22 protein-coding genes are annotated in these 23,636 nt (G+C 39.2%); 8 read left to right on the top strand and 14 right to left on the bottom strand.

Features of this window, described 5'->3' with window-relative positions; all coding sequences use genetic code 11:
* Window positions 1–20 precede the first annotated feature (20 nt).
* Window positions 21–695 carry a TIGR04282 family arsenosugar biosynthesis glycosyltransferase gene (locus NXS00_RS00425; RefSeq protein WP_258097126.1) on the bottom strand — a complete coding sequence of 225 codons (675 nt, stop codon included), beginning with the start codon at window positions 693–695 and terminating at the stop codon, window positions 21–23.
* 127 nt (window positions 696–822) lie between these two features.
* The gene (locus tag NXS00_RS00420; RefSeq protein ID WP_258097125.1) at window positions 823–1,140 is read right to left on the bottom strand and encodes a thioredoxin family protein; all 318 of its coding nucleotides are present in this window, start codon (window positions 1,138–1,140) and stop codon (window positions 823–825) included.
* A gap of 78 nt (window positions 1,141–1,218) precedes the next feature.
* On the opposite strand from NXS00_RS00420, the gene NXS00_RS00415 reads away from it, so the two are divergent.
* The gene (locus tag NXS00_RS00415) at window positions 1,219–1,839 is read left to right on the top strand and encodes a phosphoribosylanthranilate isomerase (RefSeq protein WP_258097124.1); all 621 of its coding nucleotides are present in this window, start codon (window positions 1,219–1,221) and stop codon (window positions 1,837–1,839) included.
* Window positions 1,840–1,924: 85 nt separating this feature from the next.
* Here NXS00_RS00415 and NXS00_RS00410 read toward each other — a convergent pair whose 3' ends face one another.
* A complete protein-coding gene (locus NXS00_RS00410) occupies window positions 1,925–3,151 on the bottom strand; it encodes a cystathionine gamma-synthase family protein (protein ID WP_258097123.1) in 1,227 nt (408 codons plus the stop codon).
* A gap of 148 nt (window positions 3,152–3,299) precedes the next feature.
* Between NXS00_RS00410 and NXS00_RS00405 the strand changes: the two genes are divergently transcribed.
* Window positions 3,300–3,755: an Lrp/AsnC family transcriptional regulator gene (locus NXS00_RS00405; protein ID WP_258097122.1), complete on the top strand. Its 456-nt coding sequence runs from the start codon at window positions 3,300–3,302 to the stop codon at window positions 3,753–3,755.
* A 1-nt stretch (window position 3,756) separates the two neighbouring features.
* Here the strand turns inward: NXS00_RS00405 and NXS00_RS00400 are convergent, their stop codons facing one another.
* The 10 genes from NXS00_RS00400 to holA form a co-directional block, all read right to left on the bottom strand.
* Window positions 3,757–4,581, bottom strand: coding sequence for an FKBP-type peptidyl-prolyl cis-trans isomerase (locus NXS00_RS00400; RefSeq protein ID WP_258097121.1), 825 nt, complete (start codon window positions 4,579–4,581; stop codon window positions 3,757–3,759).
* Window positions 4,582–4,633: 52 nt separating this feature from the next.
* Window positions 4,634–5,293 carry a tRNA (guanosine(46)-N7)-methyltransferase TrmB gene (trmB, locus tag NXS00_RS00395; RefSeq protein WP_308708158.1) on the bottom strand — a complete coding sequence of 220 codons (660 nt, stop codon included), beginning with the start codon at window positions 5,291–5,293 and terminating at the stop codon, window positions 4,634–4,636.
* Window positions 5,290–6,576 (bottom strand): bifunctional folylpolyglutamate synthase/dihydrofolate synthase, encoded by a 1,287-nt coding sequence (locus NXS00_RS00390; RefSeq protein ID WP_258097120.1) that lies wholly within the window; start codon window positions 6,574–6,576, stop codon window positions 5,290–5,292. The genes trmB and NXS00_RS00390 overlap by 4 nt, the downstream gene beginning before the upstream one ends.
* A complete protein-coding gene (locus NXS00_RS00385; protein WP_258097119.1) occupies window positions 6,576–7,466 on the bottom strand; it encodes an energy transducer TonB in 891 nt (296 codons plus the stop codon). The genes NXS00_RS00390 and NXS00_RS00385 overlap by 1 nt, the downstream gene beginning before the upstream one ends.
* 1 nt (window position 7,467) lies before the next feature.
* Window positions 7,468–7,857: an ExbD/TolR family protein gene (locus NXS00_RS00380; protein ID WP_258097118.1), complete on the bottom strand. Its 390-nt coding sequence runs from the start codon at window positions 7,855–7,857 to the stop codon at window positions 7,468–7,470.
* The gene (locus NXS00_RS00375) at window positions 7,854–8,513 is read right to left on the bottom strand and encodes a MotA/TolQ/ExbB proton channel family protein (RefSeq protein ID WP_258097117.1); all 660 of its coding nucleotides are present in this window, start codon (window positions 8,511–8,513) and stop codon (window positions 7,854–7,856) included. The genes NXS00_RS00380 and NXS00_RS00375 overlap by 4 nt, the downstream gene beginning before the upstream one ends.
* A gap of 87 nt (window positions 8,514–8,600) precedes the next feature.
* On the bottom strand, window positions 8,601–9,698 hold the full coding sequence (locus NXS00_RS00370; RefSeq protein ID WP_258097116.1) for an SPOR domain-containing protein: 1,098 nt from the start codon (window positions 9,696–9,698) through the stop codon (window positions 8,601–8,603).
* Window positions 9,699–9,928: 230 nt separating this feature from the next.
* On the bottom strand, window positions 9,929–11,569 hold the full coding sequence (locus NXS00_RS00365; RefSeq protein ID WP_258097115.1) for a hypothetical protein: 1,641 nt from the start codon (window positions 11,567–11,569) through the stop codon (window positions 9,929–9,931).
* The gene (locus NXS00_RS00360; protein WP_258097114.1) at window positions 11,569–14,571 is read right to left on the bottom strand and encodes a tetratricopeptide repeat protein; all 3,003 of its coding nucleotides are present in this window, start codon (window positions 14,569–14,571) and stop codon (window positions 11,569–11,571) included. Before NXS00_RS00360 ends, NXS00_RS00365 begins: the two co-directional genes overlap by 1 nt.
* A gap of 50 nt (window positions 14,572–14,621) precedes the next feature.
* Entirely contained in the window at window positions 14,622–15,641 is a 1,020-nt protein-coding gene (gene holA / locus NXS00_RS00355) for a DNA polymerase III subunit delta (RefSeq protein ID WP_258097113.1), read from the bottom strand.
* Window positions 15,642–15,921: 280 nt separating this feature from the next.
* Here holA and NXS00_RS00350 point away from each other — a divergent pair, with 280 nt between their 5' ends.
* From NXS00_RS00350 to NXS00_RS00330, 5 genes are read left to right on the top strand one after another with little or no spacing between them, the layout of a single operon-like run.
* Window positions 15,922–17,304 carry a circularly permuted type 2 ATP-grasp protein gene (locus NXS00_RS00350; RefSeq protein ID WP_258098433.1) on the top strand — a complete coding sequence of 461 codons (1,383 nt, stop codon included), beginning with the start codon at window positions 15,922–15,924 and terminating at the stop codon, window positions 17,302–17,304.
* Window positions 17,305–17,321: 17 nt separating this feature from the next.
* A complete protein-coding gene (locus NXS00_RS00345) occupies window positions 17,322–18,293 on the top strand; it encodes an alpha-E domain-containing protein (protein ID WP_258097112.1) in 972 nt (323 codons plus the stop codon).
* Window positions 18,294–18,296: 3 nt separating this feature from the next.
* On the top strand, window positions 18,297–19,040 hold the full coding sequence (locus tag NXS00_RS00340; RefSeq protein WP_258097111.1) for a proteasome-type protease: 744 nt from the start codon (window positions 18,297–18,299) through the stop codon (window positions 19,038–19,040).
* The gene (locus NXS00_RS00335; RefSeq protein ID WP_258097110.1) at window positions 19,037–19,852 is read left to right on the top strand and encodes a transglutaminase family protein; all 816 of its coding nucleotides are present in this window, start codon (window positions 19,037–19,039) and stop codon (window positions 19,850–19,852) included. Before NXS00_RS00340 ends, NXS00_RS00335 begins: the two co-directional genes overlap by 4 nt.
* 21 nt (window positions 19,853–19,873) lie before the next feature.
* On the top strand, window positions 19,874–20,785 hold the full coding sequence (locus NXS00_RS00330; protein ID WP_258097109.1) for an oxidoreductase: 912 nt from the start codon (window positions 19,874–19,876) through the stop codon (window positions 20,783–20,785).
* Here the strand turns inward: NXS00_RS00330 and NXS00_RS00325 are convergent.
* Window positions 20,778–22,142, bottom strand: a complete 1,365-nt coding sequence (locus NXS00_RS00325) for a M48 family metalloprotease (RefSeq protein ID WP_258097108.1) — start codon at window positions 22,140–22,142, stop codon at window positions 20,778–20,780. The genes NXS00_RS00330 and NXS00_RS00325 overlap by 8 nt on opposite strands.
* A gap of 141 nt (window positions 22,143–22,283) precedes the next feature.
* On the opposite strand from NXS00_RS00325, the gene tyrS reads away from it, so the two are divergent.
* Window positions 22,284–23,582, top strand: a complete 1,299-nt coding sequence (gene tyrS, locus NXS00_RS00320) for a tyrosine--tRNA ligase (protein ID WP_258097107.1) — start codon at window positions 22,284–22,286, stop codon at window positions 23,580–23,582.
* Window positions 23,583–23,636 lie beyond the last annotated feature (54 nt).

Below are 23,636 nucleotides of genomic sequence, written 5' to 3'. Positions count from 1 at the left end.
GGGTGGTTGACGGTCAGGTACTAACTATTGGGAGGTCCTCTATGTGAATGTATTCCAACAAAAGGCTGTGGAATAATTTTCGACTTTGGAACTTGAGTATTCTTGGTATTCAGCGCATTCAACAAAGCCTTTATTCTTGATGAGGAGGCATAAATTTGAATATCTTCAGAAAAATTAAGATCAGATTTGGAGATCAGTAACTCACATTTAGCTTCAATGGATCCAAAATACAATTCAAGATCTGAACACAGGTTATTGGTTTGCCAAAGGAGACGTTCAAACACCTCTGATTTGAACATACCTCTGTTCATAGCAATCAGGTATGCTCCACCGCGCTTATCCGGTCCGATTACTGCATTACCATGCTGCAACGCCTCATGAGCATGCTCAATGTCTTCGGAATTTAAGTCAGGGCAATCAGCGCCAATACCTATAACGTTGTAATAACCTTGATAGAAAAGTTCTCTGAAAGCATTAGCGATACGTTCTCCGAAAGAATAGCCTCTCTGTTGGTCTTCAGTAATGCAAACAACAGGAAGTCCTGAACTTCTTGCCGTGTTTAAGACTAAATCTTGGAGGGATCTATGGAGTGATAGGTTATTAACCTGTAGTTGTTGAAGTCGCTTCAACGATGCTTCTTTCTCGGAAGTCCGAGTAAAGAGCAAAATGGCGGTATGTTGAGTGTCGACTATCATTTTAGGGGCAATAACATGAACAACCTACGTAACTCGAGATTGTTTTGGATGTAAGCTAAGCTAATTTTTACTACATCCTATTGCGCTATGCTAGCACTGTATGCTAGCCGACACTCAAAAAATGTGCTTAATTCAATTTGGAGATTAGATCTACTACAGCATCTTCTTTGCTTCCAGCAAAACCTTCTACAAATGCCCCACCCTTGAAAATAGCGAAATATGGAAGGTTAGTTACTCCCCCTGCCTTACGCGCTTCCGGGTTTTGTTCTGCATTCACATCTAGAAAAGACACCCCTGTAAATCGGTCATCATTAGAGAGTCGCTTATATTTTGGAGAGAACAGTCTACAGTTACCACACCAATCTGCATAATACTTCACGACCACTTTATCATTTTCACTCAGTTTGTTTCCAAACTCAGCATCAGTTACTATTTCTACTGCCATTGATTTCTGATTTTTTAAGAATTAGACAAATTAAAAACTCAGTTTTGGGTTACTTTGTTGCGGCAAAAATAAACAAGGATGAGCTTAAAGACTTTTGTGAAGATCGGAAAAATTGACAATCTATCAGACGCGCGTTATTGTGCAGGAATGATGGTTGATATATTAGGTTTTAACCTCGAAGAAGGCACTGAAGGATATGTGTCACCAGAGAACTTTTCAGAAATCTCCGAATGGGTAGCTGGTGTTTCTTTTTGTGGAGAATTTACCAATGCTCAGCCAGCAGAGGTTAAACTAGCCACTATTCAATATAAGATTGACTATATAGAAGTTCAGAATGTTGATTTACTGGAAGAACTTTCAGATTTAGACACTAAACTGATTCTGAAAATCACCCTTAACTCTACTGACGATCTGGAGAAGCTCAATAGTCAATTGGAACTGGCAAGCGGTTTGGTAGAACATGTCATCATTACGTCACTACATCCAGAACTTTCGGATGCAATTGTTGCCAAACTCGCAACTATCGATACTGATCTATCGATTTTGAGAGGATTTGATATCAATGAAGTAAGTGCCTGTGAAGCGGCTGACAGCAATGTATTTAGTGGTATCGAAGTAGAAGGAAGTCCTGAAGATCGTCCTGGTTTTAAAGATTACGGGATTGTAATGGACATACTGGAAGAACTAGAAGAAGACTAAAGAAATAAAGGCACAACCATTTGGTCGTGCCTTTTCGATTTGATTAGGGTAATTGTTGTTTAATTAATCTGGTTTATTGGGGTAATTAAATTGTATCGAGTGCTCCTTTGATATCATTCCAGATATCTTCTACATTCTCTACTCCTACTGACAAACGAACCATTTTCTCTGTTAGGCCTAATTCGTTTTTGATTTCACAATCGACATCAGCATGAGTCATGGTATAAGGATGCTGAGCCAAACTTTCCGTACTTCCCAGAGATACGGCCAGCTTGATCAATTTCATATTGTTCAGCACCTTAAAGGCTTCCTTCTCGCCACCACATACGTCAAATGACAACATGGCTCCAGGTGAACTGTACTGACGTTTATAAATTTGGTAATCCGCACTATCCTCTTTAAGTAGACCCAGATAATGAACTCTTTCTACTTTAGGATGGTCTACTAATCGGTGAGCAATGATTTCAGCATTACCTGCTTGCTGGTCCATGCGAACTTTCAGGGTCTCCAAACTCCTCATTAGCAACCAGGAAGTCCACGGGCCTGCCATATTGCCAACAAACGTTCTGAAACCCTTTACTCTAGCAATCAATTCTTTACTTCCAAGACATGCTCCTGCAACAACATCACTATGACCACCAATGTATTTGGTAGCTGAATACAACACCAGGTCCGCACCATGATCCAACGGATGCGACCATAAAGGCCCCATGTAGGTGTTATCCACGGCAACCAACACTTGATCATTCGTTGAATGTTCATCAGCCAATTGCTTGCACATCTCAATATCAATGAGTGCATTGGTTGGGTTTGCAGGAGTCTCCAGATAGATCATTTTCAGAGTTCCCTCAGCTTTTTTGATGATCTCTGCTATTTCTTCTTTCGTATGATGAGGCCTAAATTCAGCCGTTTTGATTCCATACTGAGTTAAAATCTTGCGGATAAAGTGATCCGTACCACCATAAACTGGAGCACTATGCAATAAAAGATCACCTGGTTTCAAAAACTCAAACAATGTGGAAGTGATCGCCGACATTCCACTTTCGAAAACGGCACAATCTCCTGCTTTGTCCCAAAGCGACAAACGGTTTTCAAGAATCTCTAAATCTGGGTTATTCAGTCGACTGTAGATGAGACCTAATTCCTCATTTTCTTCCTTTTCTCTGAGACCATAAGCCACTTCAAAGAAGGCCTTACCTTCCTCAGCATTCTTGAAAACAAAAGTGCTGGTTTGAAAAATTGGACATTTTATGGCTCCTTCTGATAATTCAGGTTTATAGCCATAGGACATCATTAAACTTTCGGGTCTCATATTCTCTGGGTTTGTTTCAAAATTAGAGATACCCTAAACTATTTCCGAATTATGATTATGTATTAGAAATTAAATCTACAAAATCTATATTTACAGAAAATATTTCCAATCAGCTCAATTAAAATCCATTCAATCAGAAAATAAAACTATGGATTCAACTGATATAAAAATCCTCAAACTGTTGCAAAGGAATGCACAGTACACGCACAAAGAAATAGCCGACAAGATCGGTTTAACAATTACACCCGTCTATGAACGAATTAAGCGTTTAGAAAAAGATGGCACAATACAGCGATATGTGGCTATGCTCGATCAGGAGCAACTGAACCTATCATTGGTGTCTTTTACGAATGTTTCCCTTAAAGAGCATTCAAAAAATTACATCAAGAAATTTGAACAGGAGATTACCAAAATCGATTCTGTAGTAGAATGCTATCATATCGCGGGACAATACGATTACATGCTTAAGATTGTGATAAAAGACATGAAGGCCTACCAGTCTGTAGTAATCAACCAGTTGGCCTCCATGGAAAATATTGCTAATGTCACCAGCTCTTTTGTGATGACTGAAGTAAAAAAATCTTCAGAACTACCTATTCAGTAGCTTACTTAACTGAGTTCAAGCGAACTTCAAAAATCAAAGTTGCATTTCCAGGAATTGTTCCACTTCCTGTAGTACCGTATCCGTACTTAGATGGTATAAACATAGTAATTTCACCACCCTCACTTACATATGGCATCAAGATTCTCCAGCCTTGAATCAAGTTTTGTAAATTAAAATCTACCGCCACGTTCGAATCAAACTGTTTATCTGTTGACAATAGTCTTCCAGAATAATCCACATTCACAACATCAGAAGATGTTGGATAAGTCTCTCCATCACCTGCTTCTGTAATGATGTAACGCAAACCATATACGCTATCCACTTCCGCGGTTAATTCATTTTCTTCAATATATTGATCAATTAATAGTTGCTCATAATCGAACATAGACAAGGTTTCCTTCAGCTTGACATTCAAAATCAATGTACTATTTGCTGCTACTTTTCCATCAAACGCTGTGTTTTGTCCATAACCGTAATAAGAAGGTACAAACATCGTCATAGACCCACCTTCTTTAATATATGGCAACAATATCTGATATGCAGGAATCCAGCTACTAAACCCTATGGCTACACTATCCTCATCCAAAAATTGAGATCCTCCTAAAATAGTACCAGTAATTTCAACTATCGTAATATCATCGGCAGCAGGTTTTGCACCAGTACCCTGATCATGGATGATATATCTTAGATCATATCCTCCCGTATCGATCTGTGCGGTCAGGCCATTTTGATCAAGATATTGATCAATTGCTTCAGTTTCTTTATTAAACTGGTCTATCGGATTGACAACATCATCATCATTTAAACAAGATGTAAGCGACAACATAGTTAAAATGCCGAAACTTAAAAACAACCTATTCATCATTTGAACCTTCATTCTATTTAAACCTAAATTTCAAATATTTAATTTTTTCTCCTTTTGCAGTCCAGATCCCCTCATATTTTGTTTTAATGCCATGGTGATCTTTTAGCAACTCTTCCTCATTATATAAATCTTTGGTGTAAACGAGATCATCAACATGAAACTCGTTCTCCAAAACTTCCAAAGTGTAATCAAACAGCGAGGTACTATCAGTTTTAAACTTAAACCAACCATTTGGCTTACAAAGTTTCTGATAGACGTTTAAAAATCTTGGATTGGTCAACCGACGCCTAACATCCCTATCTCTCGGTCTTGGATCTGGAAATGTTAACCAGAACTCATCTACTTCTCCTTCCCCGAAAAATTTATCCAATTCATGAATTTTAGTTCGAAGAAAAGCCACATTGTCTAGATCGTTTTCCAATGCATACGTGCTACCTTGATACAATCGATCTCCCTTGATATCCACACCGATGTAACTTCTATCTCGATCTACTTCTGCCAGCCCTACACTATACTCTCCATCTCCACATCCCAACTCAACGGTTATAGGACGCTCATTCTTAAAATATAGTTGGTGCCAGTTATCTTTTATTTTTTCAAAAAGTGGTTTACCTGGCTCAATGATGTTTTCTCTCTTCGCATTCTCTGCGAATCGAAATAGTTTCTTTCTCACAATCCTTCAATTTCTGCGACCACAAAAGTACTACCACAAACTAAAATGAGATCAGTAGTTTGAGCATTCTTTGTAGCTACAGTTAAGGCATCGTTCACATTTTCAAATGCTTCACCTGATATTCCTGCCTCAAGTGCTCTGGATTGAAGTTCCGTGGCTGCCATGGATCGTGGAACAGATGATTGGATAAAATAGAATTGAGCTTGCTCAGGCAGCATTTTAAGTACCTTATTCACTTCTTTATCCTTCACCATTCCTATGATCAAATGAAGCTTTCCTTCACCGTGATGGTTAATTTGGTCAATTAAAATGGACAAACCAGGTTCGTTATGACTTACATCCGCTATGGTCAATGGTTCACTTTTTAAGATTTGCCACCTTCCTTTCAAGCCTGTTTTGCTCTTGATAGCTGAAAGGCCTGCTCGAATTGCTTCTTCACCTATTGTAAAGCCTGATTGGTTTAATACTTGAACACTCTGGTAGATTCCAGGAATATTTTTAAGGAAATAATTTGCTGTAATATCCGTAAACACATTGTCAAGCAATATTTCATTCGCCACTTTTAGATCAAAATACTGACCTGTCAAGCTTTCAGAAATTGATTCACAGTAAGTCTCAGCGAAATGAATAGGGCTTTCGCCTTCTTGAGCTTTAGCTTCAAAAACATGTGCGATTTCAAGCTGATTGGCTCCTATCACCACGGGAATACCTGACTTGATAATACCAGCTTTTTCTCCTGCTATTTTTTCCAACGTATCACCCAACATATCTGCATGATCAAAACCAATCATGGTAATCAACGAAACAAGTGGTGTAATCACATTGGTACTATCCAATCGACCACCCAGACCCGTCTCTATGATGGCAATATCTACCTGTTGATCAGCAAAATACTTGAAAGCCAGGGCAACCGTTACTTCAAAAAACGAAGGATTAATTCGTTCAATATGTTGTTGATTATCAGTTGCGAACTGAGCAACATATTCTTCTGGGATCTCCTCACCATTCAACCGAACTCTTTCTGTAAAAGACTTCAAATGAGGAGAAGTATATAGGCCCGTTTTATAACCTGCACTTTGCAGAATAGAAGCTAGTGCATGTGCAGAAGAACCTTTTCCGTTGGTACCAGCTATATGCACACTTTTGAATTCATTTTGAGGATTCCCAAGAGCTTCCAGAAGTGCTATTGTGTTGGTCAAATCCTTTTTAAAAGCAACTTTGCCGACACGTTGAAACATCGGCAACCGATCGTAGAGGTAAGTCAATACCTGCTCGTAATTCATTACTTGGCCTTAATAATAAAAGTTATGGTGCCTGATGAGGACCTTGCAGGCATGTATATGTTTGTTTTCGAGAATGTCAAACGTTCAATCGATTGACGGTAGAGTCGTTCTACACTTGGAGAAACCGTGGATGAAATCAATTCAATTCCAATGATGTATCCTTCCTGATCCACTTTGATTTTATACTCTATTTTGCCTTCCTCTGATGAATTATCCTTAGGGTCAGGTTGTTGATCCCAAACCCAACCAGACATCTGAAGGCTTGCACCATTTGCAGATCCTTGATCACCCATTAATGCTCTACCATCAATAGTTCCTTCCTTTTTGCCTTCACGACCATCTTTGGCAGTCTCTCCGCTGCTATTGTTGGTTTCACCTTGATCAGCTTTTGGCATTAACGCCTCTTTTTGGACTTCTGACTTCTTAGGTTCCTCTACTTCTGGCTTTGGAGTTGTTTTCTTGACTTCCTCTTTCACCACTTCCTTTTTCGGTTGTTCAACAGGTTTTTTCACCTCTTCAACCACCTGAGGACTTGGCTGATCTGTCACTGGAGTTTCCTGCACCGGATCCACCTCATCCACAGGTTCCTCAATGGATTCAGTTTCTACAGGTTCCTCAACACTGTTTTCCTCTGCTGTTTCTTCAGCGGACTCTTCAGAGGCTTCTTCTTCCTGTGTTATTTCTTCTGCTGGATCAGGAGTTGTTACGGGTTTTGGACCAGAACCGACATTTTCAAGCCCGAATGCTAATTCAATCCCGTAAGATGGAATGGGCGGATCCGGCTCCCTCCATGCAATCAAAAAGTAGAACAGCAGTAGCAAGACTAGCTGCACACTAATAGAGGCAATCCAACTTATCCGACGATATTTCTTTTCTTTCTCCTCAGCCATATTAGTTCGGCTTGGTCGCAATAGATACTCTAGCCTCTAAAGCTGTTGCTATACCCGCAACGCTCACCACTTTCTCCACAGGAACAGTCTTGTCGCAGTGCAACACCACTACACCTTGCTTTCCAGCTAATGCACTTCTAAGGACTCCTTCCAGTTGATTCAATGATACTTTCTTATCATCTACGAAATACTGCAAGTCATCAGTGATAGTAACACTTACTTTTTGCATCACGATCTCTGAACTCTTACTGGATGGAAGGTTTACAGGCAAGCCAGATGGCGTAATGAATGATGAAGTCAACATAAAGAAGATCAACAACAGAAATATCACATCCGTCATGGATGACATGCTAAATGATGCCTCTATCTTATGTTTCGAATTTAAATTCATTTCTGCGGCTCTTGTAATAGATCAACGAAATCAATAGAACTATATTCCATTTTATGAACTAGTTTCTGCACTCTTGAAACCAGGTAGTTGTAACCCAGATAAGCCAAAATACCTACAAACAACCCTGCAGCAGTGGTGATCATCGCTTCATAAATACCACTAGACAGCAACTTAGGGCTAACAGCTCCTTCTTCCTGAGCGATAGCAATGAAGGCCTGAATCATACCTGTCACTGTTCCTAGGAAACCGATCATTGGAGCAGCACCACTAATAGTAGCCAACATGCTCATGTTCTTTTCCAAACGATACACTTCAATCTTACCTGTATTCTCGATACTGGCTTCAATATTCTTTAACGGACTACCAATTCGAGAGATTCCCTTTTCGATCATTCTGGCAACTGGAGTATCTGTCTGAGCACACAACATTCTTGCTCCATCCACATTGCCATCTAAGACCATATTTCGGATTTGATCTTTAAATCCTTCCGGGGTTTTATACGAATTGTTAATCACCAACAATCGCTCTACGAAAATATAAATGGCTCCAACCCACAAAAGGATGATTGGGATCATCATATAGCCACCATTCAATAACAACTCCAATACTGAAATTGTCTCTGCACCTTGCTCAGGTTCTATTTGTAGTAATATCATTTATTTCTAAAAGTGTATAAACAAAAAAATCGTTTAATCTCGCACACTAAACGCGAGATTAAACGATAGATTGTTAACTAGGTTTGATTAATATCTTAGAGGCCAAATATCTTGTCCAAATTCTGCTTTAAAACCTTCTAAACCAGCTTTAGCATCAGCAAATGAATTGTATTCAGCAATTGCCACTCTGTAGAATCTCGACTCTCCAAAAGGAGGAATCACAATTGGGCTTCTGCCGTCCTTAGACAATTTACTTGCAAAATCCTGAGCTAAGTCATCATCAAAGAAACTACTCACAATGATATAAGTTTTACCAGTTTTCTCTGTTAATGAAGTAATCTCACCAGCTGGCTTTTGCACTGCCGGCTGAGGTTTTGGCTCTTCTTTCTTAACAGTTTTCTTTGGCTCTTCCTTCTTGGCTACTGGAGTAGTTTCAGCAGGCTTCGTTTCGGCAGGTTTAGTTTCCTCTTCTTGCTTTGGCTCTACTTTTTTCTCCGGAGCCTTCTTAGCAGGAACCTCCTTCTTAGCAGCAACTTTCTTAGGTGTCTCTTCAGAGTTCCTGTCGATTAACAACAATACAAAAGCAACTAAAGCGATTCCAAGAACTCCAAATACTACATAGCGCACAAACTTACCACGTCCACCACTCGGCTCTGTTTGATAAGAACCTCCTGCTGGAGGAACTGTACCACCTGCGCTAGCTGCAGGTTCTGTATATTCTATTCCGGCATCAATGTCATCAGAATCATCATCTGATCCGAATACGGAAGCAGCGACTTCATTGTCATCACTCTCCATACCGATTTCATCAGAATCAAAGTCTTCGAAAGACTCTTCTTCATAGAACCCACCAGTATCTCCTTCAGCCAGAAGTTCTTCTTCTAGTTCTTTTTCCAATTCCTTCTCCCAATCCTCAGGTTCAGAATCATCAAAACTACCAAGGTCATCTTCTGTGATTTCCTCTTCTAGCATCTCCTCACCTACAGGCTCAGGAGTATCTTCTATTACCGGAACTTCTTCTTCAACAACTTCCTCTTCTAGTTCGTCATCAAATGGCTCATCATCCATTGGTTCATCACCATCGTCATCAAGCTCATCGTATTCTAGATCAGGTAAACCAAAATCCTCATCATCATCAAAATGATTCTCTTCTGGATCTTCGTTTAGATTTTTGTCGTCAGCCATTAGATTTGATTTAGTCAAAAACAAGTTAGTAAAAACCTTAATAACCCCCAAAAAACCTCAATAACGCATGAAAAACAGGTGATTGATAAAGGCGAGTCAGGTCGGTGTTTACTATTTATCACTTAATTCAGCTAAAATATAACTTAATTTTAACCTGAGAAAACTTTTTGATTCGTTACAGTGCAATTTTCTAGGCGATCTACCTATTCATTCACTTAGATGATCTTTTCTTAAAACCTCCAAATCACACCGATCTTTCCAGTAAAACCTCTTACCGGGTAATTCAAATACCGCTCATAGTTCGTTCCCAGAAGATTATTGATCTGTACAAATGCAGACCAACTATGATCAATTCGATACTTTCCACCTAAAGACATGTCAAATACAGTAGACAAATCAATAGCTTCTCCATCCACTGGTGATGGCGCTTTGATCCCCTGCAACACCTTAGCTCCTGCTGATAACTGGAATTTAGGTGTTATTTCCTGAGTGTAATTGACTTTGAGTTGTGTTGTAGGCAAATACCATGCTTCTTCTACAGTTGTTGGTTGATAAGCTGAGATAATCATCTGCCCTATCAAACTTGACTTTTTATTAATTAAACGAACAGTTGCTCCGAAATTAGTAGTACCCAAGCCTTCTACATCATACCCAACAGCAAAGCGTGCCGAGTCTGCAACAGAATGATAAAACAATGGTTGATATGTAGAATAGGTATACTCCACAAACGGCTCTAATGTGAGATCAGGTCGTAAGGCATAATTAATTCCTCCTTTGATTCGGATCTTGTTGTTTTCATTTAAAAGAGTCAGCGAATCATCTAAGTAACGATTCTGCATTCTTAAATCATTCAGATTGGTTGTATACAAACCACCAGTAGCATCAATAAAAATTCCAAGCTGATCTGAAACGGAGAAATCAATGGCTACATCTGGATATATATTAACTCCAGAGGTGCTATCATCTTTACCGATAGCAACCAATGCTCCGGCTTTAATAGTTAGTGCATCTTTGCTGAAGATCACACCAGGATTTAATCCAAAAATATTTCTAGTTGATGAATAACCGCTAGTATACTTCCAGGTTTCAAATGAAATGCCTCCGTATGCAGCTAGCTCATCACTCAATTGATACTGACCATTCAAATCAAGGGTTACTCCATTGTCCTGATTGAAAGCTTTCCCATCATAACCCATTGTAACTGTTTGAAATGTCGGTGTAAATACTACGCTCACTTCATCAGATTGCACAAATGACACTGGAGCTGCTAACGCAAATTGATTCAATCCTACTTTATCAGTAATCTCAGGCTCAACATCATCGGCATAACCATAATAGAAGAATGCTTCTCGTTCAAACTCAATCAACGGATAGAATGTCAGCGACTCATTCGTCAACTTACCCATTACATCCACTTTGGTATCACCATAAGCGCTTTTCTCATCTCTAACCGGACCAGTAGCAAACGACTCATGAAACACATAAGCGCCTACTGAATTACCATCGGTGAGTTCTGTACCAACATATGCTTGCAACAATGGCGACAGATAATTACCAAAACCTAGCTTCACGTAATTGTTTTGGCTGATCTCAGCATACTTTGTTTCATAACCTCTAATCGATGGAGTAAATGGCAATGTTTCCAGGCTAATTTGAGGTTCTGACAATTGATATTTTAAAGAAACCGTATCTTCCGTCAATGGACGTAGAGATGACTTCAGGTACACTCTATTGGCTTTTGGCAATGTGAGTGGTTTATCTTTCTCAATAATGATCTGTGCGTCTTCTATTTCACCAGAAGGCGGTTCTTCTTGAGCAAAAACCACGTATGATCCAATCAGACAAATTAAATATAGTGCGTATTTCATCATTATTTGATCGAGTCCCCCTTAGCCTCTGAAACGATTACTTCCTCCGTTTTCCTTTTAATTTTTTCCATCTTTTCACGAGCCTCCTTCACTATCTCCGGAATCGTCGCGTTTTCAATAATCGATTTAGTGGTTGCTTCCGCCTGAAGCAGCTCTCCCATCTCTAAATAATCATCAGCTATTAACAAGAAAGATTTCCCAATCCAGTATGGATAGGATCCATAGTTCTTGTTCATATCAAACAAGACCTCTAATGAGCGTTTGAACTGCAACTGATCATGATAGACCTTACCTATCATATATTTAGCTTCTGCGCCGTTTTCATTTTGAGCTTCGTTGGCTACTTTAATGAATTCATCCATTGCCAAACTGTAGCTCTTCTGACGATAGTAGATTCTACCTTTGATCAACCAGGTATCGGTTTCTATATTTCCAGGCTTCCAATCACCAGCTAAGATCTCATCGGCATAATACAACGCACTGTCCAGATCATTTCGCTGGAAATAGGCAGTCATCAAACCTTCTTGAGATTGATACAATTCCTTTCTATTTGAAGCTTTGACCTTAAGCAATTGATAGTTGTTGATAGCGCCTGAGTAATCTTTCATTTCCAGATACGCTTTGCCTCGCTTGTCCAATGAGCGCATCAAATAAGAAGAACTGCCCTGATCAATCACTTTTTTAAATTGTGCAACAGCATTCTTCCAATCTTCCATTCGCAAATAAGAGTCAGCCTGGAAGTAAAGCGCATCAATCGCAAATCCACTATTTGGATACTTGTTATTAAACTGAGTAAGTTTCCTAATGGCTTCAGAATATTCCTGATTGTAGTAGCTTGCCTTAGCATTTTCAAAAGCAACTACCTCTAAACTACCGTCATCCGGATTGGCTGCCTGGAACTTATCCATGTATTGCTCGAAATCTTTGACCTTCTCTCCTTTCTTAATCACTTCTTGTAATCCTAATAAGGCATCATTCGCCACTTCATGGTTCATATGATTATCCAAAACATCGGTATAGTATTGTTTGGCATTGGACAGGTCATTTAAATTCAAATAGCAAAGTGCTAAATCTGTCTTTGCATAAGGAATGAGATTACTTTCCGGAAAAGCACTCAACATGCTTTTGTAAACTGGCACAGCGCTTTTAAAATCTCCTGAAGCCACATAGATTTTACCTTTTTGGAAATATGCATTATCCGCAAAAGCTGAACGATTGTCCGCGATGGTCTTATCGAAAGATTGTATGGCTTTAGTAGTCTCTCCTTTCAATTGGTACGCAAGTCCCAATTGATAGCTGATATAAGAAGCGTATTCTGGTTGGGTTACTTCACCATACTGTTTGATGGCTCTGTCATAATCTTTCTGCACATAGAAACAATCCGCCAAACGCAGACGGGCATCTACTGTCAATTCATCACGCTTGAAGCTATTCATAATAAAGTCCTGAAAATACTTCTCAGCACTCTTGTAGTCCTTTTCATTGTAACTGATATAGCCCAGACCATATCGAGATTTATTTGTCCAATCATCAATTCGCTGATCCATGCATTTCTTATATGCAGCTTGCGCCTGATCATATTGATTAAGAACAGAAAGACACTCTCCTTTCAGATAATAAGCCTGAGCAGTAATCTCTTTATCCATTGCGTAAATCGCAGCTTTATCGAAATACTCTGTTGCCCTTTGAAACTTACTATCATTGAACAACAATTGACCTTTCTGAAAGGCTACTTTTTGATAGGCTCTTTTCAATGGAGTTGACTTGTTTGGAATGGATTCCAAATGAGCCAGGGCCTGGTCGTAATTAGAGCTCTTTAAGTAAGATTGAGCCAATAATTCATTGGACTCCAGCTTATATCTACTATTTGGATATTTGCTTAAAAACGTATTGAAATCTGATACAGCATCCGCAAACTGGTTTCTTTGATAATTAATCTTGGCAAGCGTTACATAAGACTCTTCAACCATTTCAGGATTGGTAGTACCTTCTGTCACTTTCTTGAAAGCTGAATAAGCATAGTTCAGATTGTTTTCTTTCATGTAAAGCTGACCAAGGTAGAAACTACTTAACTGGCCTAATTCTCCCTTATCCAAACCAGACAACTTGAAATACTCAATGGCATTCTTATTCTGATCTAACTTGAAGTAACACATTCCTAGTTTGTAGTAGGTAGATGCAGTAGTTCTTCTGTTCAGGTCTATATATCGCTGCAAGTATGGCGCAGCGTTTTCAAATTTCTTTTGCTCATAGTAAGCTTCACCTAACAAGCGGTTTAGCTCCTTTTTACCCTCTCCAGTTACTTTCTTCAGCTTCGGCTCTGCATATGCATACAACCTCGTATACGAACGCGTCTCAAAATAACAACTTGCAATAAGCATGGAAACCTGACCACTATATTCCGAACCTTCTTTATCAATAGGCTCTAACACAGCTAAAGCTTCATTATAATTCTTTTGACGATAGTAAATAACTCCGAGGTAATAAGAAGCATCTTCCATATATGCTCCTCTAAAATCAATCGCTTGCCCAAAATTGGTTTTTGCACGCTCGACATCTTCCGTTTCCAGATAGGCATATCCAGACTTAAAGAGCATTTCCTCCTGATCTTTGATATTGAGTTGACTTCTTGAGACTAACTCATAATAAGCAATAGCTTGTTCATAATCTCCTTTGGCAAAAAAGTGATTACCAATCAAGAAATTAGCTCCTCCTGCCAACGGATGCTGAGGTTCATCTGCTATGAATCGTTTAATATCTGTGAGACCAGACTGATCGCTACTTTTCAATTTAGAAAGAGCAGCATAATAGCGTGCCTCAACACTTGGTGATTCCGTACGATTAAGATACTGTTGGAATAAAGTGGCCGCCGATTGATAGCTTTCTTGTCTGTAGGACTCCATGGCTTGCTGATACAAGCTTTCAGATCCTTCATCAGCAATGGACTGCTGAGCATTTAGAGAGAATACAGATAAACCAAAAAAGAATAACAATATTCTTCGCATGTAGTAAGTTTTTGATTTGTGGATAGAACGCAAGAATCAGTCCAATTGTATTAGTGCATCAGTTTAAATATCAGCTCACGCAAAATATCTCCTTCTTTCATCGGGCCATAGCCAATTCCTTTGGACTGTAAATCTGCGTGATGAATCATCTCTATGTTACGAACTACCACATGAATTGGATAGTTTTTAGCAGCCATAATGTATTCACCAGCAAAAAATGGATTGACCCCTATCGCTCTGGCAGCAGCTCCTTTCTCATAAGCATTCTGATGATGCAGCACCAAAAGTTTGGAAAAATAAGCATACAAATTGGCAATGATCAAAATCAGAGGATTACTCGAAGGATTTGCCGCAAAGTAATTGATAATCTTAACAGCTTTCACTTCATCTCGGAGAGAGATCGCTTTTTGCAACTCGAAAGCATTGTAGTCTTTGCTAATCCCTACATATTTTTCAACCGCCTTATCATCGATTTGCTGACCGTCAGGAACATTCAGTTTTAGCTTATCCAACTCATTGGCCAAACGCTGTAGATTATTCCCAATGTTCTCGGTTAGGATCATAATAGCCTTGTCAGAGATGTTTGCTCCTGAAGCTTTCGCATAGGAACTCACCCAACCTGGCACTTTGTCATCATAGATCTTTTTAGAATCAAGAAATACAGCATTTTTGGTCAGCACCTTAGCCACCTTAGTCCGCTTATCCAGACTCTTATACTTATGGCCAAAAACCAGTATGGTAGACGGTAAAGGATTTTCCAGATAAGCACAAAGCATTGTCTGGGCGTCTTCCTTTTTCCAATCCTTGATGTCTTGTGCTTCTTTAATTAATACTACCTGTCGCTCACCCATCATGGGGTATTTACGAGCTACATTGAGTATATCGGTAAAACTCACATCCTTACCATAAAGCACATATTGGTTAAAACTCTTCTGAGTTTCATCCAATGCATTTTTCTCGATGTGTGATAGAATATTGTCAATAAAAAACGGCTCATCCCCTTGTAGGAAATAAACCGGTGCATATTTACCGTTCTGAAGATCTTTTACAATCTCTACATATTCAGCCATGCGGTAAAGTTAAACTGTCTTACCAGATGAGAAAGTAGTTGCTATGAGTTTTTCAAAATTGTTCAACCATTCCACTGCTCTCTGAAAATTCATTAATTCACCTCTGCTTACCATCACACAAATTGAATTAGAGATTATTTTATCCTGTAATAATTGATTTTTTCATAATCATATTTCGATTTCAATAAGAAATCAATAATTTATTGATGGATTTAATAAAAACATCAACTGTTCAATCGTGCTTTTTGATCAATATAAACCGTCCGAGCATTTCGATGAGATGTTCGAACAACAGGATTGCCGAGGCCCATATTCGGAATTTAAAGATCACTTACAGAAATTCTCTAAGAAGAAACTGTTTCAACTACAGGACTCTGCAGATAAAGCGCAGATGTCTATGGGGATGACCTTTAATGTCTATCATGACAATCAAGGAATAGAGAAGATTCTTCATTTAGATCTTATTCCCAGAATCATTTCAGGAAAGGAATGGGAGATAATTGAGAAAGGCCTGATCCAACGAATCACAGCATTAAACATGTTCATCGGAGACTTATACCATGAACAAAGAATTTTAAAAGAAGGAATAATACCTGAAGAACTTGTCTTGACCAGTCAAGACTTCTTGAAGCCATGCGTCGGACTTAATCCTCCAAAAGGAATCTGGTGCCATATTACGGGAAGTGATATCGTTCGAGACAAATCAGGTAAGTTTTATGTACTTGAGGACAATCTTAGATGTCCATCTGGTGTATCTTATTTATTAGAGAACAGAGAAATCATCAAACAGGCGTTTCCACAACTTTTCTCTAATATAGGTGTAAGACCAGTATCTGATTATTCAAACATGCTACTAGCTATGTTGCAGAACTTATCAGATAAGCCAAATCCGACTGTTGTGGTCTTAACTCCTGGAATTTATAATTCGGCCTATTTTGAGCATTCATACCTCGCGCAGCAAATGGGTGTAGAGCTGGTAACCGGTCAAGACTTGATTACACAAGATAATCGTGTCTATATGCAGACTACTAAAGGTCTCAAGCAAGTGGATGTAATCTACAGACGAATCGATGACACATTCCTGGATCCAAACACTTTCAATCCTAAGTCTATGCTAGGAGTACCTGGAATATTTGAGGCTTACAAAGCTGGAAACGTTGCCTTAGCCAATGCACCTGGCACAGGAGTAGCAGATGATAAAGCCATCTACGCTTATGTTCCTAGAATCATCAAATTTTATTTAGGTGAAGAACCAATTCTTGAAAATGTACCTACTTACTTATGCTCTGAAAAAGAAGATTTGGAGTATGTGCTGGAGAACATCGAAGAACTCGTAGTAAAGGAAACAAACGCAGCTGGAGGTTACGGGATGATGATAGGACCAAAAGCATCCAAAGAAGAGCATGCGAAATTTAGAAAACTCGTAGCTGCTGAACCTAGAAAATACATAGCACAACCAACCCTTTCTCTTTCAACAGTTCCTACCATTACAGAAGCAGGAATAGCACCAAGACATGTAGATTTAAGACCATACATACTGTATGGAAAAGAAATCAAGGTTTTGCCAGGAGCACTAACCAGAGTAGCTCTGGTGGAAGGGTCACTAGTTGTTAATTCCTCTCAAGGTGGAGGAAGTAAAGACACATGGGTTTTGTTTGATTAATTAATGACGTAGAGAGGATGTTAAGTAGAGTAGCAGATTCATTGTTTTGGCTCGGTAGATATACTGAAAGAGCCGAAAATTATTCCAGATTCATCGATGTGAATTTCAATCTTTCAATGGACTTACCTCCAGGCATGGCAGAGCAATGGCAACCATTGATTGCTGCAACAGGAGATGAAAAACGCTTCCTGGAACTTTATGATGGGTATTCCAGAGAAAATGCCATTAAGTTTTTGGCTTTTGATAAGGAAAATGACAACTCCATATTGGTATCGGTAACAAAGGCTCGTGAAAATGCCAGACAGATCCGTGAAAGCGTATCTAAAGAAATTTGGGAGGTATTAAATGATCTCTATCACTTTATGAACAATGCGGTAAAGCGTTCTGCATGGAAGTCTCTGGACCCTGATCAGTTCAAACAGATTAAGTATAAGCTTCAGCTATTGCAAGGAATTGGATATGATACTTCTCCAAGAACTCAAGGATGGTACTTTAATAAACTGGGCCAGTTTCTGGAGCGTGCTGACAAAACGTCCAGAATATTAGACGTCAAATACCATGTATTGCTCCCATCAGTTGAAGAAGTCGGATCACCATTGGATTTCCTTCACTGGAGTGCTTTGCTAAAATCAGTTAGTGGATTCAACGCCTATAAAAAATTGTATGGGAAAATAGAACCATCCAACATTGTGGAGTATCTGGTTCTGAACGTATACTTCCCCAGATCCATCTTTTATTGCTTGACAGAAGCTGAGAAGTGTTTACACGAAATTTCTGATGCCAAAAGAGGATATTCCAATCCGGCGGAGAAGGCCATCGGTACTTTGAGGTCGGAGCTGGAATATGCTGATATCAACGACGTATTCAAATACGGTTTGCATGAATATCTCGACCAACTGCAGCGAAGAATAAATGATATTTCGACGGCTGTATATGAACAATATTTCAAGATTCAACCTAATTTCGCTACTCAGGCACAGGATCAATAATAGATGACATATTGTTTAGGAATTTTGAGTAAAGAGGGCGTCGCTGGACTTGCTGATACTCGTATTACTTCTGGTAACGACACTACCACAGCAAAGAAAATTTACACTGTTCAACGCGAGAAACACTCATTTTTCATCATGACTTCTGGCCTTAGATCTGTGAGAGATAAGGCCATTACGTATTTTGGAGAGGTAATCGAAGCGCAAGACGAGAAATTCACTAAACTTTACAAAGCCGTTAACCAATTTGGTGAACAGGTAAAAAGAGTGGCATTGGAAGACAAAAGAAGTCTTGAAGAAGCTGGTCTTTACTTCAACTTATTCTCCATTGTAGGTGGTCAATTAGAAGAAGACAAAGAGCCTAAAATGTATCTACTCTATCCACAAGGTAACTGGATAGAGATTGGACCTGGAACACCTTACGTAATCATCGGAAATACAGGCTTTGGGAATCCAATTCTAAAAAGATCATTAACTTATGATTCGACTTTGGAGTTTGGACTCAAAAGTGGATTCCTTTCTTTTGATGCAACAAGGATTTCTGCCAATGACGTGGATTATCCTATTGATACGGTTGTTTTAAGAAAGAATGAATACAACCTGATCGAACATCGTTTCGAAGAAAAAGAGCTCGGCCATATTTCAGAGTTTTGGAATTCAAGATTAAAAGCAGGGATTGAAAAGTTACCAGCTGTAGCATTGTCCAGAGCTTTTGCTCCTAATGAACAAATGACACTAATTGAGTGAGAATAAAAGTAAAACACCTTACACAATACATATACAGCAAAGAGGTTGTTCTGCAGCCTCACCATCTTTACTTTTGTCCTTCCCATAGAAATTATCTAAACCTTGAATCCTTCGATATTCAAGTAAATCCTCATGCTTCAGGACTATCCTTTCGAACGGATATTGAAAGCAATGCTTTTCATCAGTGCTGGTTCAATGATCCAATCAAGGAACTAACTGTCGTAGCTGAGTTTATAGTGGAAACTCAGCCAATCAATCCTTTTGATTTTATTGTAGAGGAACCTGTTGGTGATCCAACACCCATTCAAACTCCTTACCTGCAACAACAATCACTATCTTCCAATTTGAGTGATTGGTTGAATGATGTGGTTTCACCTGCCGGCAACAACATGGTGACCTTATTGACCTTTTTGGCTAGTGAAATTCATGAAAATTGGGAACATACAATTCGCTATGAGCCAACCATCATGCCTCCTGATGAATGTTTTTCGAGTAAAAAAGGGTCGTGTAGAGATCTGAGTTGGATGATGATTCAGATGCTTCGCAGCATCAATATTCCAGCAAGGTTCGTAAGTGGGTATGGATACAATCCTAATCTCGGTGAAGGTCATGAATTACATGCCTGGGTCGAGGTTTTGTTGCCAGGTGCCGGATGGATTGGAGTAGATCCAAATTCTGGTTTGTTAGCGACAGATCGCTATATACCTGTAGCTGCCAGCTATCTCCCACGCAACACCTTCCCTATCCAGGGAAGCTACTTTGGTGATGCTTCATCTGAATTGAAATTTGAAGTCACTTTAGAACAATTATAGAAGTATCTTAGTCATGTGACTATGACTTACTCCTTTCAATCTCTAGAATCTCAATCTGACCGTACTGCAGTTGTAACTGGCGCTAACGTTGGACTTGGTTACGAAACAGCGAAGGCATTAGCATCTAAAGATTTAACCGTAGTTCTAGCTTGTCGAAATCTGGACAAAGCCAATAAGGCGATTGAAAGAATCAAGAAGTCATATCCTGCCGCAAAATTAGATGCGCTGGCGTTAGATCTGTGTAGTAATCAGTCCATACGATCATTTGCATCAGCTTATAATTCAAAATATAAGTCACTTGACTTATTAATTAACAATGCTGGCGTCATGATGCCACCCTATCAGCAAACAGAAGACGGGTTAGAAAGCCAGATGGCGGCCAATTACTTTGGACATTTTCTATTGACAAGTCTCCTACTACCTACATTAGAATCTACTCCAGAATCAAGAATTGTCGCGTTAAGTAGTCTAGCTCATGCCTGGGGTGACATTGATTTTGAAGACATCAATTCAGCTAAGAATTACAATGCTCGAAAAGTCTACGGTCAAAGCAAATTAGCTTGTCTGATGTTTGCTTATGAACTGTCACGACAATTGAAAGCGAAGAATTATCAAGTATCATCATTAGCGGCTCATCCAGGAGTGACCATCACAGAAATTGGAAGAAACCTTCATCCGCTTTTAGTGAGATTAGGTCATATAGTCTCTCCTTTTGTTTTTCAAAAGCCTAATGAAGGTGCATGGCCAATCTTAAGAGCTGCTCTTGATCCTAAGGCCAAAAGTGGTGAGTACTTTGGCCCTGGAGGATTTCGTCAATACAAAGGACCAGCCGTAAAAGTGGGATCAGATCGAAACTCAAGAAATGAACAGAAAGCGCGTCGTTTGTGGAATCTTACTGAAAAATTGATGGAGATAAACTTCTTTCCTACTTGAAATCTCGGGTTTTGTATTTGGTTTGTTCAAACTGTTTGAAATACATTATCTTCAATTGATCGGCGATAGCGTTTTCTTGAAGCAAAGATGCGAAATGATACAGTAAGTAATAATGCTCTTCGTTGGTTCGATCAAACACTTCCCTATTACTCAATAGCATAAATCCTGTCATCAAATAATCTTCTTTGGTCATATGATGAAGGACATTGTTAACAAACCTCAGCTCTTCTGTGTATCCCGGAGTCCTGTAACTCACATATTGATAGATATTGTTTTCAGGATTGTCATCATACCGTGCCCAGTACAAATCATTGAGCAATAGACCAACCATGGTTCCTGAGAATGAATCATGTCCCGTTTGATCAATATAAATTAACAAATAAAACAGGGTCAAATCAAACTGTCTTTGCTCGTAGCCAGACCAGATAACTTCACGCCAAACATCGTTCACCTTCAACTCATTTGTAGAAACACTATCCTGAACGATCAATTCCAAAGCCTTTACCCGTGCTTCTAGATGGGGATGACTCTCCAATGAATCCGTCTTGTAAATCAGGAATTGACTTTGTTGCTTACTCTGCATGGGTAAACTCTTTACAAACCACTGAGGCTTTGGTTTGAAACGTGATGTAAATAGGCGAAGAAACAGTCTTTCCATAGCCACTTCAGATGTACATGCACTATATCCAAGTTTGTTTAACACTTGCATGCCTTCAGCTGGATCATAACCTGCCTTTCTCATGTAAATAGTGGCTAATGAATCTGCTTGCAATTCCATTCTTCGCATACTATTTCGGTATTCATACATAGCTTCTTGAGCTTCAGAAAGCCGCTCATTGGATGTAACACCCTTAACAACACGCTGCATTTCTGATCGTAACTTTCCTTCTGGATCATATTCCATATTAAGCACAATGCGCTCAGCAACGTGATATTTCAACTGATGCGCCAATTCATGTGCCAGAACAAAAGCCAGTTCATCTTTTGAGTCTAAGGTTGCAAAAAGAGCAACATCAATTTCAAACACATTGATCATCAATGATCCGGCATTTACGAAAGCTGAAGATTTGATAAAGAATATTGGATCATCAAGATGAAGTTGATTGGCATCAAGAATTCCAGCAGCTAGCTCATTAACCAATAGGCTTAAAGAATCATGTTTAAGATAAAAGCCATTCTCTACATTATCTAGAATATAATCTCGTGTGTCTAAAATGAAAGACTTATAAAATAAGGTTTGCTGATCTAGTTTTGCAATTTCTCGCTCGGCATTGTGAAAAATCTGATCAACAAGCTCAGTATCATCGCCACTATATCTTGGAGTCAAATTCGCAGGACGATCAATAAACTGAGCCATTAATGGATTCAGTAAGAGAATAGAGAGAAATATGTGGATTAAAATTCGAAGCAAACTCAGCTAAACTTTTTAGAATTCTGGCATTATTGAAAAGGCCGTCTATTTTTGCGGCGGTAAGATAAAAACTAATTCTTTGAACCAATGAAAGATTTCGTTGCTGAACTGACATGGAGGGGTATGATTCAAGACATCATGCCAGAGACTGATGCACACTTGATGGAAGAAATGAGAGCTGCTTATGTAGGAATAGACCCTACTGCAGATTCCTTACATATCGGTCACCTGGTAAGTGTTATGATGTTGAAGCATTTTCAAGTGTGTGGCCACAAGCCTTATGCTTTAATCGGAGGTGCTACTGGAATGATTGGTGATCCTTCAGGTAAGTCAGCTGAGAGAAATCTTCTAGACGAAGCTACATTACGTCACAACCAAAATGCGATCAAAGATCAACTTTCACGCTTCTTAGATTTTGATTCTGACACACCTAATGCAGCCAAACTTGTCAATAACTATGACTGGATGAAAGAATTTTCATTCCTTGGATTCATTAGAGACGTAGGAAAACACATCACTGTGAACTATATGATGGCCAAAGATTCTGTAAAGAAGAGGCTATCAGGTGAATCTTCTGATGGCATGAGCTTTACCGAGTTCACCTACCAATTGGTTCAGGGGTATGACTTTTTACACCTATACAAAGAAGCTAAATGTACGCTTCAAATGGGTGGAAGCGATCAGTGGGGAAACATCACCACCGGCACAGAATTGATCAGAAGAATTGGCGGAGGAAAAGCGTATGCATTGACATGTCCGTTGATCACCAAAGCCGATGGAACCAAGTTTGGTAAGACAGAAGGTGGAAACATCTGGCTAGATGCCGAAAGAACGTCTCCTTACCAATTCTACCAATACTGGTTAAATACTTCAGATGTTGACGCTGAGAAGTACATCAAAATATTCACTTTCCTTGGCAAGGAAGAAATAGAAGAGTTGATCGCTCAACACCGTGAAGCTCCTCACCAGAGAGCTCTTCAAAGTAGATTGGCTGAAGAAATCACAACTATGGTTCACTCCAAAGAAGAATTAATCAAAGCTCAAAAGGCTTCTGAAATTCTATTTGGAAAGTCTACAACTGAAGATTTAGCTGAATTGGATGAGCGTACTTTACTTCAGGTTTTTGAAGGTGTACCACAATCAGAAATCACTAAAACACAATTAGCGGAAGTAGCTAACGTGACAGATTTGTTGAGTGAACTAACAGGAGGAACTATTTTCCCTTCAAAAGGTGAAGCTCGCAAAATGATCAAAGGTGGAGGTGTTAGCATCAATAAAATTAAAGTTGGTGATCCGAATGATGCAGTTGAAGTAGAACTTCTTCAAGGCAAGTACTTGCTGGCTCAGAAGGGTAAAAAGAACTACTACCTGATTTCAGTGGTTTAAGAATAGTTAATTGTATTATTTTTACAATTAATTAAATCCAGCTAAGTTTTAAAC

This window comes from Marinoscillum pacificum (genome assembly GCF_024714495.1).
GTDB lineage: Bacteria > Bacteroidota > Bacteroidia > Cytophagales > Cyclobacteriaceae > Marinoscillum > Marinoscillum pacificum.
The sequence above is the reverse complement of the archived record's forward strand: the minus strand, read 5'-3'. Positions and strand labels throughout refer to the sequence as shown.

Excerpts from the sequence above, each read along its gene's own strand:
- NXS00_RS00425 (WP_258097126.1), bottom strand. The coding sequence starts at position 695 with ATGATAGTCGACACTCAACATACCGCCATTTTGCTCTTTACTCGGACT.
- NXS00_RS00420 (WP_258097125.1), bottom strand. The coding sequence starts at position 1,140 with ATGGCAGTAGAAATAGTAACTGATGCTGAGTTTGGAAACAAACTGAGT.
- NXS00_RS00415 (WP_258097124.1), top strand. The coding sequence starts at position 1,219 with ATGAGCTTAAAGACTTTTGTGAAGATCGGAAAAATTGACAATCTATCA.
- NXS00_RS00410 (WP_258097123.1), bottom strand. The coding sequence starts at position 3,151 with ATGAGACCCGAAAGTTTAATGATGTCCTATGGCTATAAACCTGAATTA.
- NXS00_RS00405 (WP_258097122.1), top strand. The coding sequence starts at position 3,300 with ATGGATTCAACTGATATAAAAATCCTCAAACTGTTGCAAAGGAATGCA.
- NXS00_RS00400 (WP_258097121.1), bottom strand. The coding sequence starts at position 4,581 with ATGTTGTCGCTTACATCTTGTTTAAATGATGATGATGTTGTCAATCCG.
- NXS00_RS00390 (WP_258097120.1), bottom strand. The coding sequence starts at position 6,576 with ATGAATTACGAGCAGGTATTGACTTACCTCTACGATCGGTTGCCGATG.
- NXS00_RS00385 (WP_258097119.1), bottom strand. The coding sequence starts at position 7,466 with ATGGCTGAGGAGAAAGAAAAGAAATATCGTCGGATAAGTTGGATTGCC.
- NXS00_RS00380 (WP_258097118.1), bottom strand. The coding sequence starts at position 7,857 with ATGAATTTAAATTCGAAACATAAGATAGAGGCATCATTTAGCATGTCA.
- NXS00_RS00375 (WP_258097117.1), bottom strand. The coding sequence starts at position 8,513 with ATGATATTACTACAAATAGAACCTGAGCAAGGTGCAGAGACAATTTCA.
- NXS00_RS00370 (WP_258097116.1), bottom strand. The coding sequence starts at position 9,698 with ATGGCTGACGACAAAAATCTAAACGAAGATCCAGAAGAGAATCATTTT.
- NXS00_RS00365 (WP_258097115.1), bottom strand. The coding sequence starts at position 11,569 with ATGATGAAATACGCACTATATTTAATTTGTCTGATTGGATCATACGTG.
- NXS00_RS00360 (WP_258097114.1), bottom strand. The coding sequence starts at position 14,571 with ATGCGAAGAATATTGTTATTCTTTTTTGGTTTATCTGTATTCTCTCTA.
- holA (WP_258097113.1), bottom strand. The coding sequence starts at position 15,641 with ATGGCTGAATATGTAGAGATTGTAAAAGATCTTCAGAACGGTAAATAT.
- NXS00_RS00350 (WP_258098433.1), top strand. The coding sequence starts at position 15,922 with ATGTTCGAACAACAGGATTGCCGAGGCCCATATTCGGAATTTAAAGAT.
- NXS00_RS00345 (WP_258097112.1), top strand. The coding sequence starts at position 17,322 with ATGTTAAGTAGAGTAGCAGATTCATTGTTTTGGCTCGGTAGATATACT.
- NXS00_RS00340 (WP_258097111.1), top strand. The coding sequence starts at position 18,297 with ATGACATATTGTTTAGGAATTTTGAGTAAAGAGGGCGTCGCTGGACTT.
- NXS00_RS00330 (WP_258097109.1), top strand. The coding sequence starts at position 19,874 with ATGACTTACTCCTTTCAATCTCTAGAATCTCAATCTGACCGTACTGCA.
- NXS00_RS00325 (WP_258097108.1), bottom strand. The coding sequence starts at position 22,142 with ATGGCTCAGTTTATTGATCGTCCTGCGAATTTGACTCCAAGATATAGT.
- tyrS (WP_258097107.1), top strand. The coding sequence starts at position 22,284 with ATGAAAGATTTCGTTGCTGAACTGACATGGAGGGGTATGATTCAAGAC.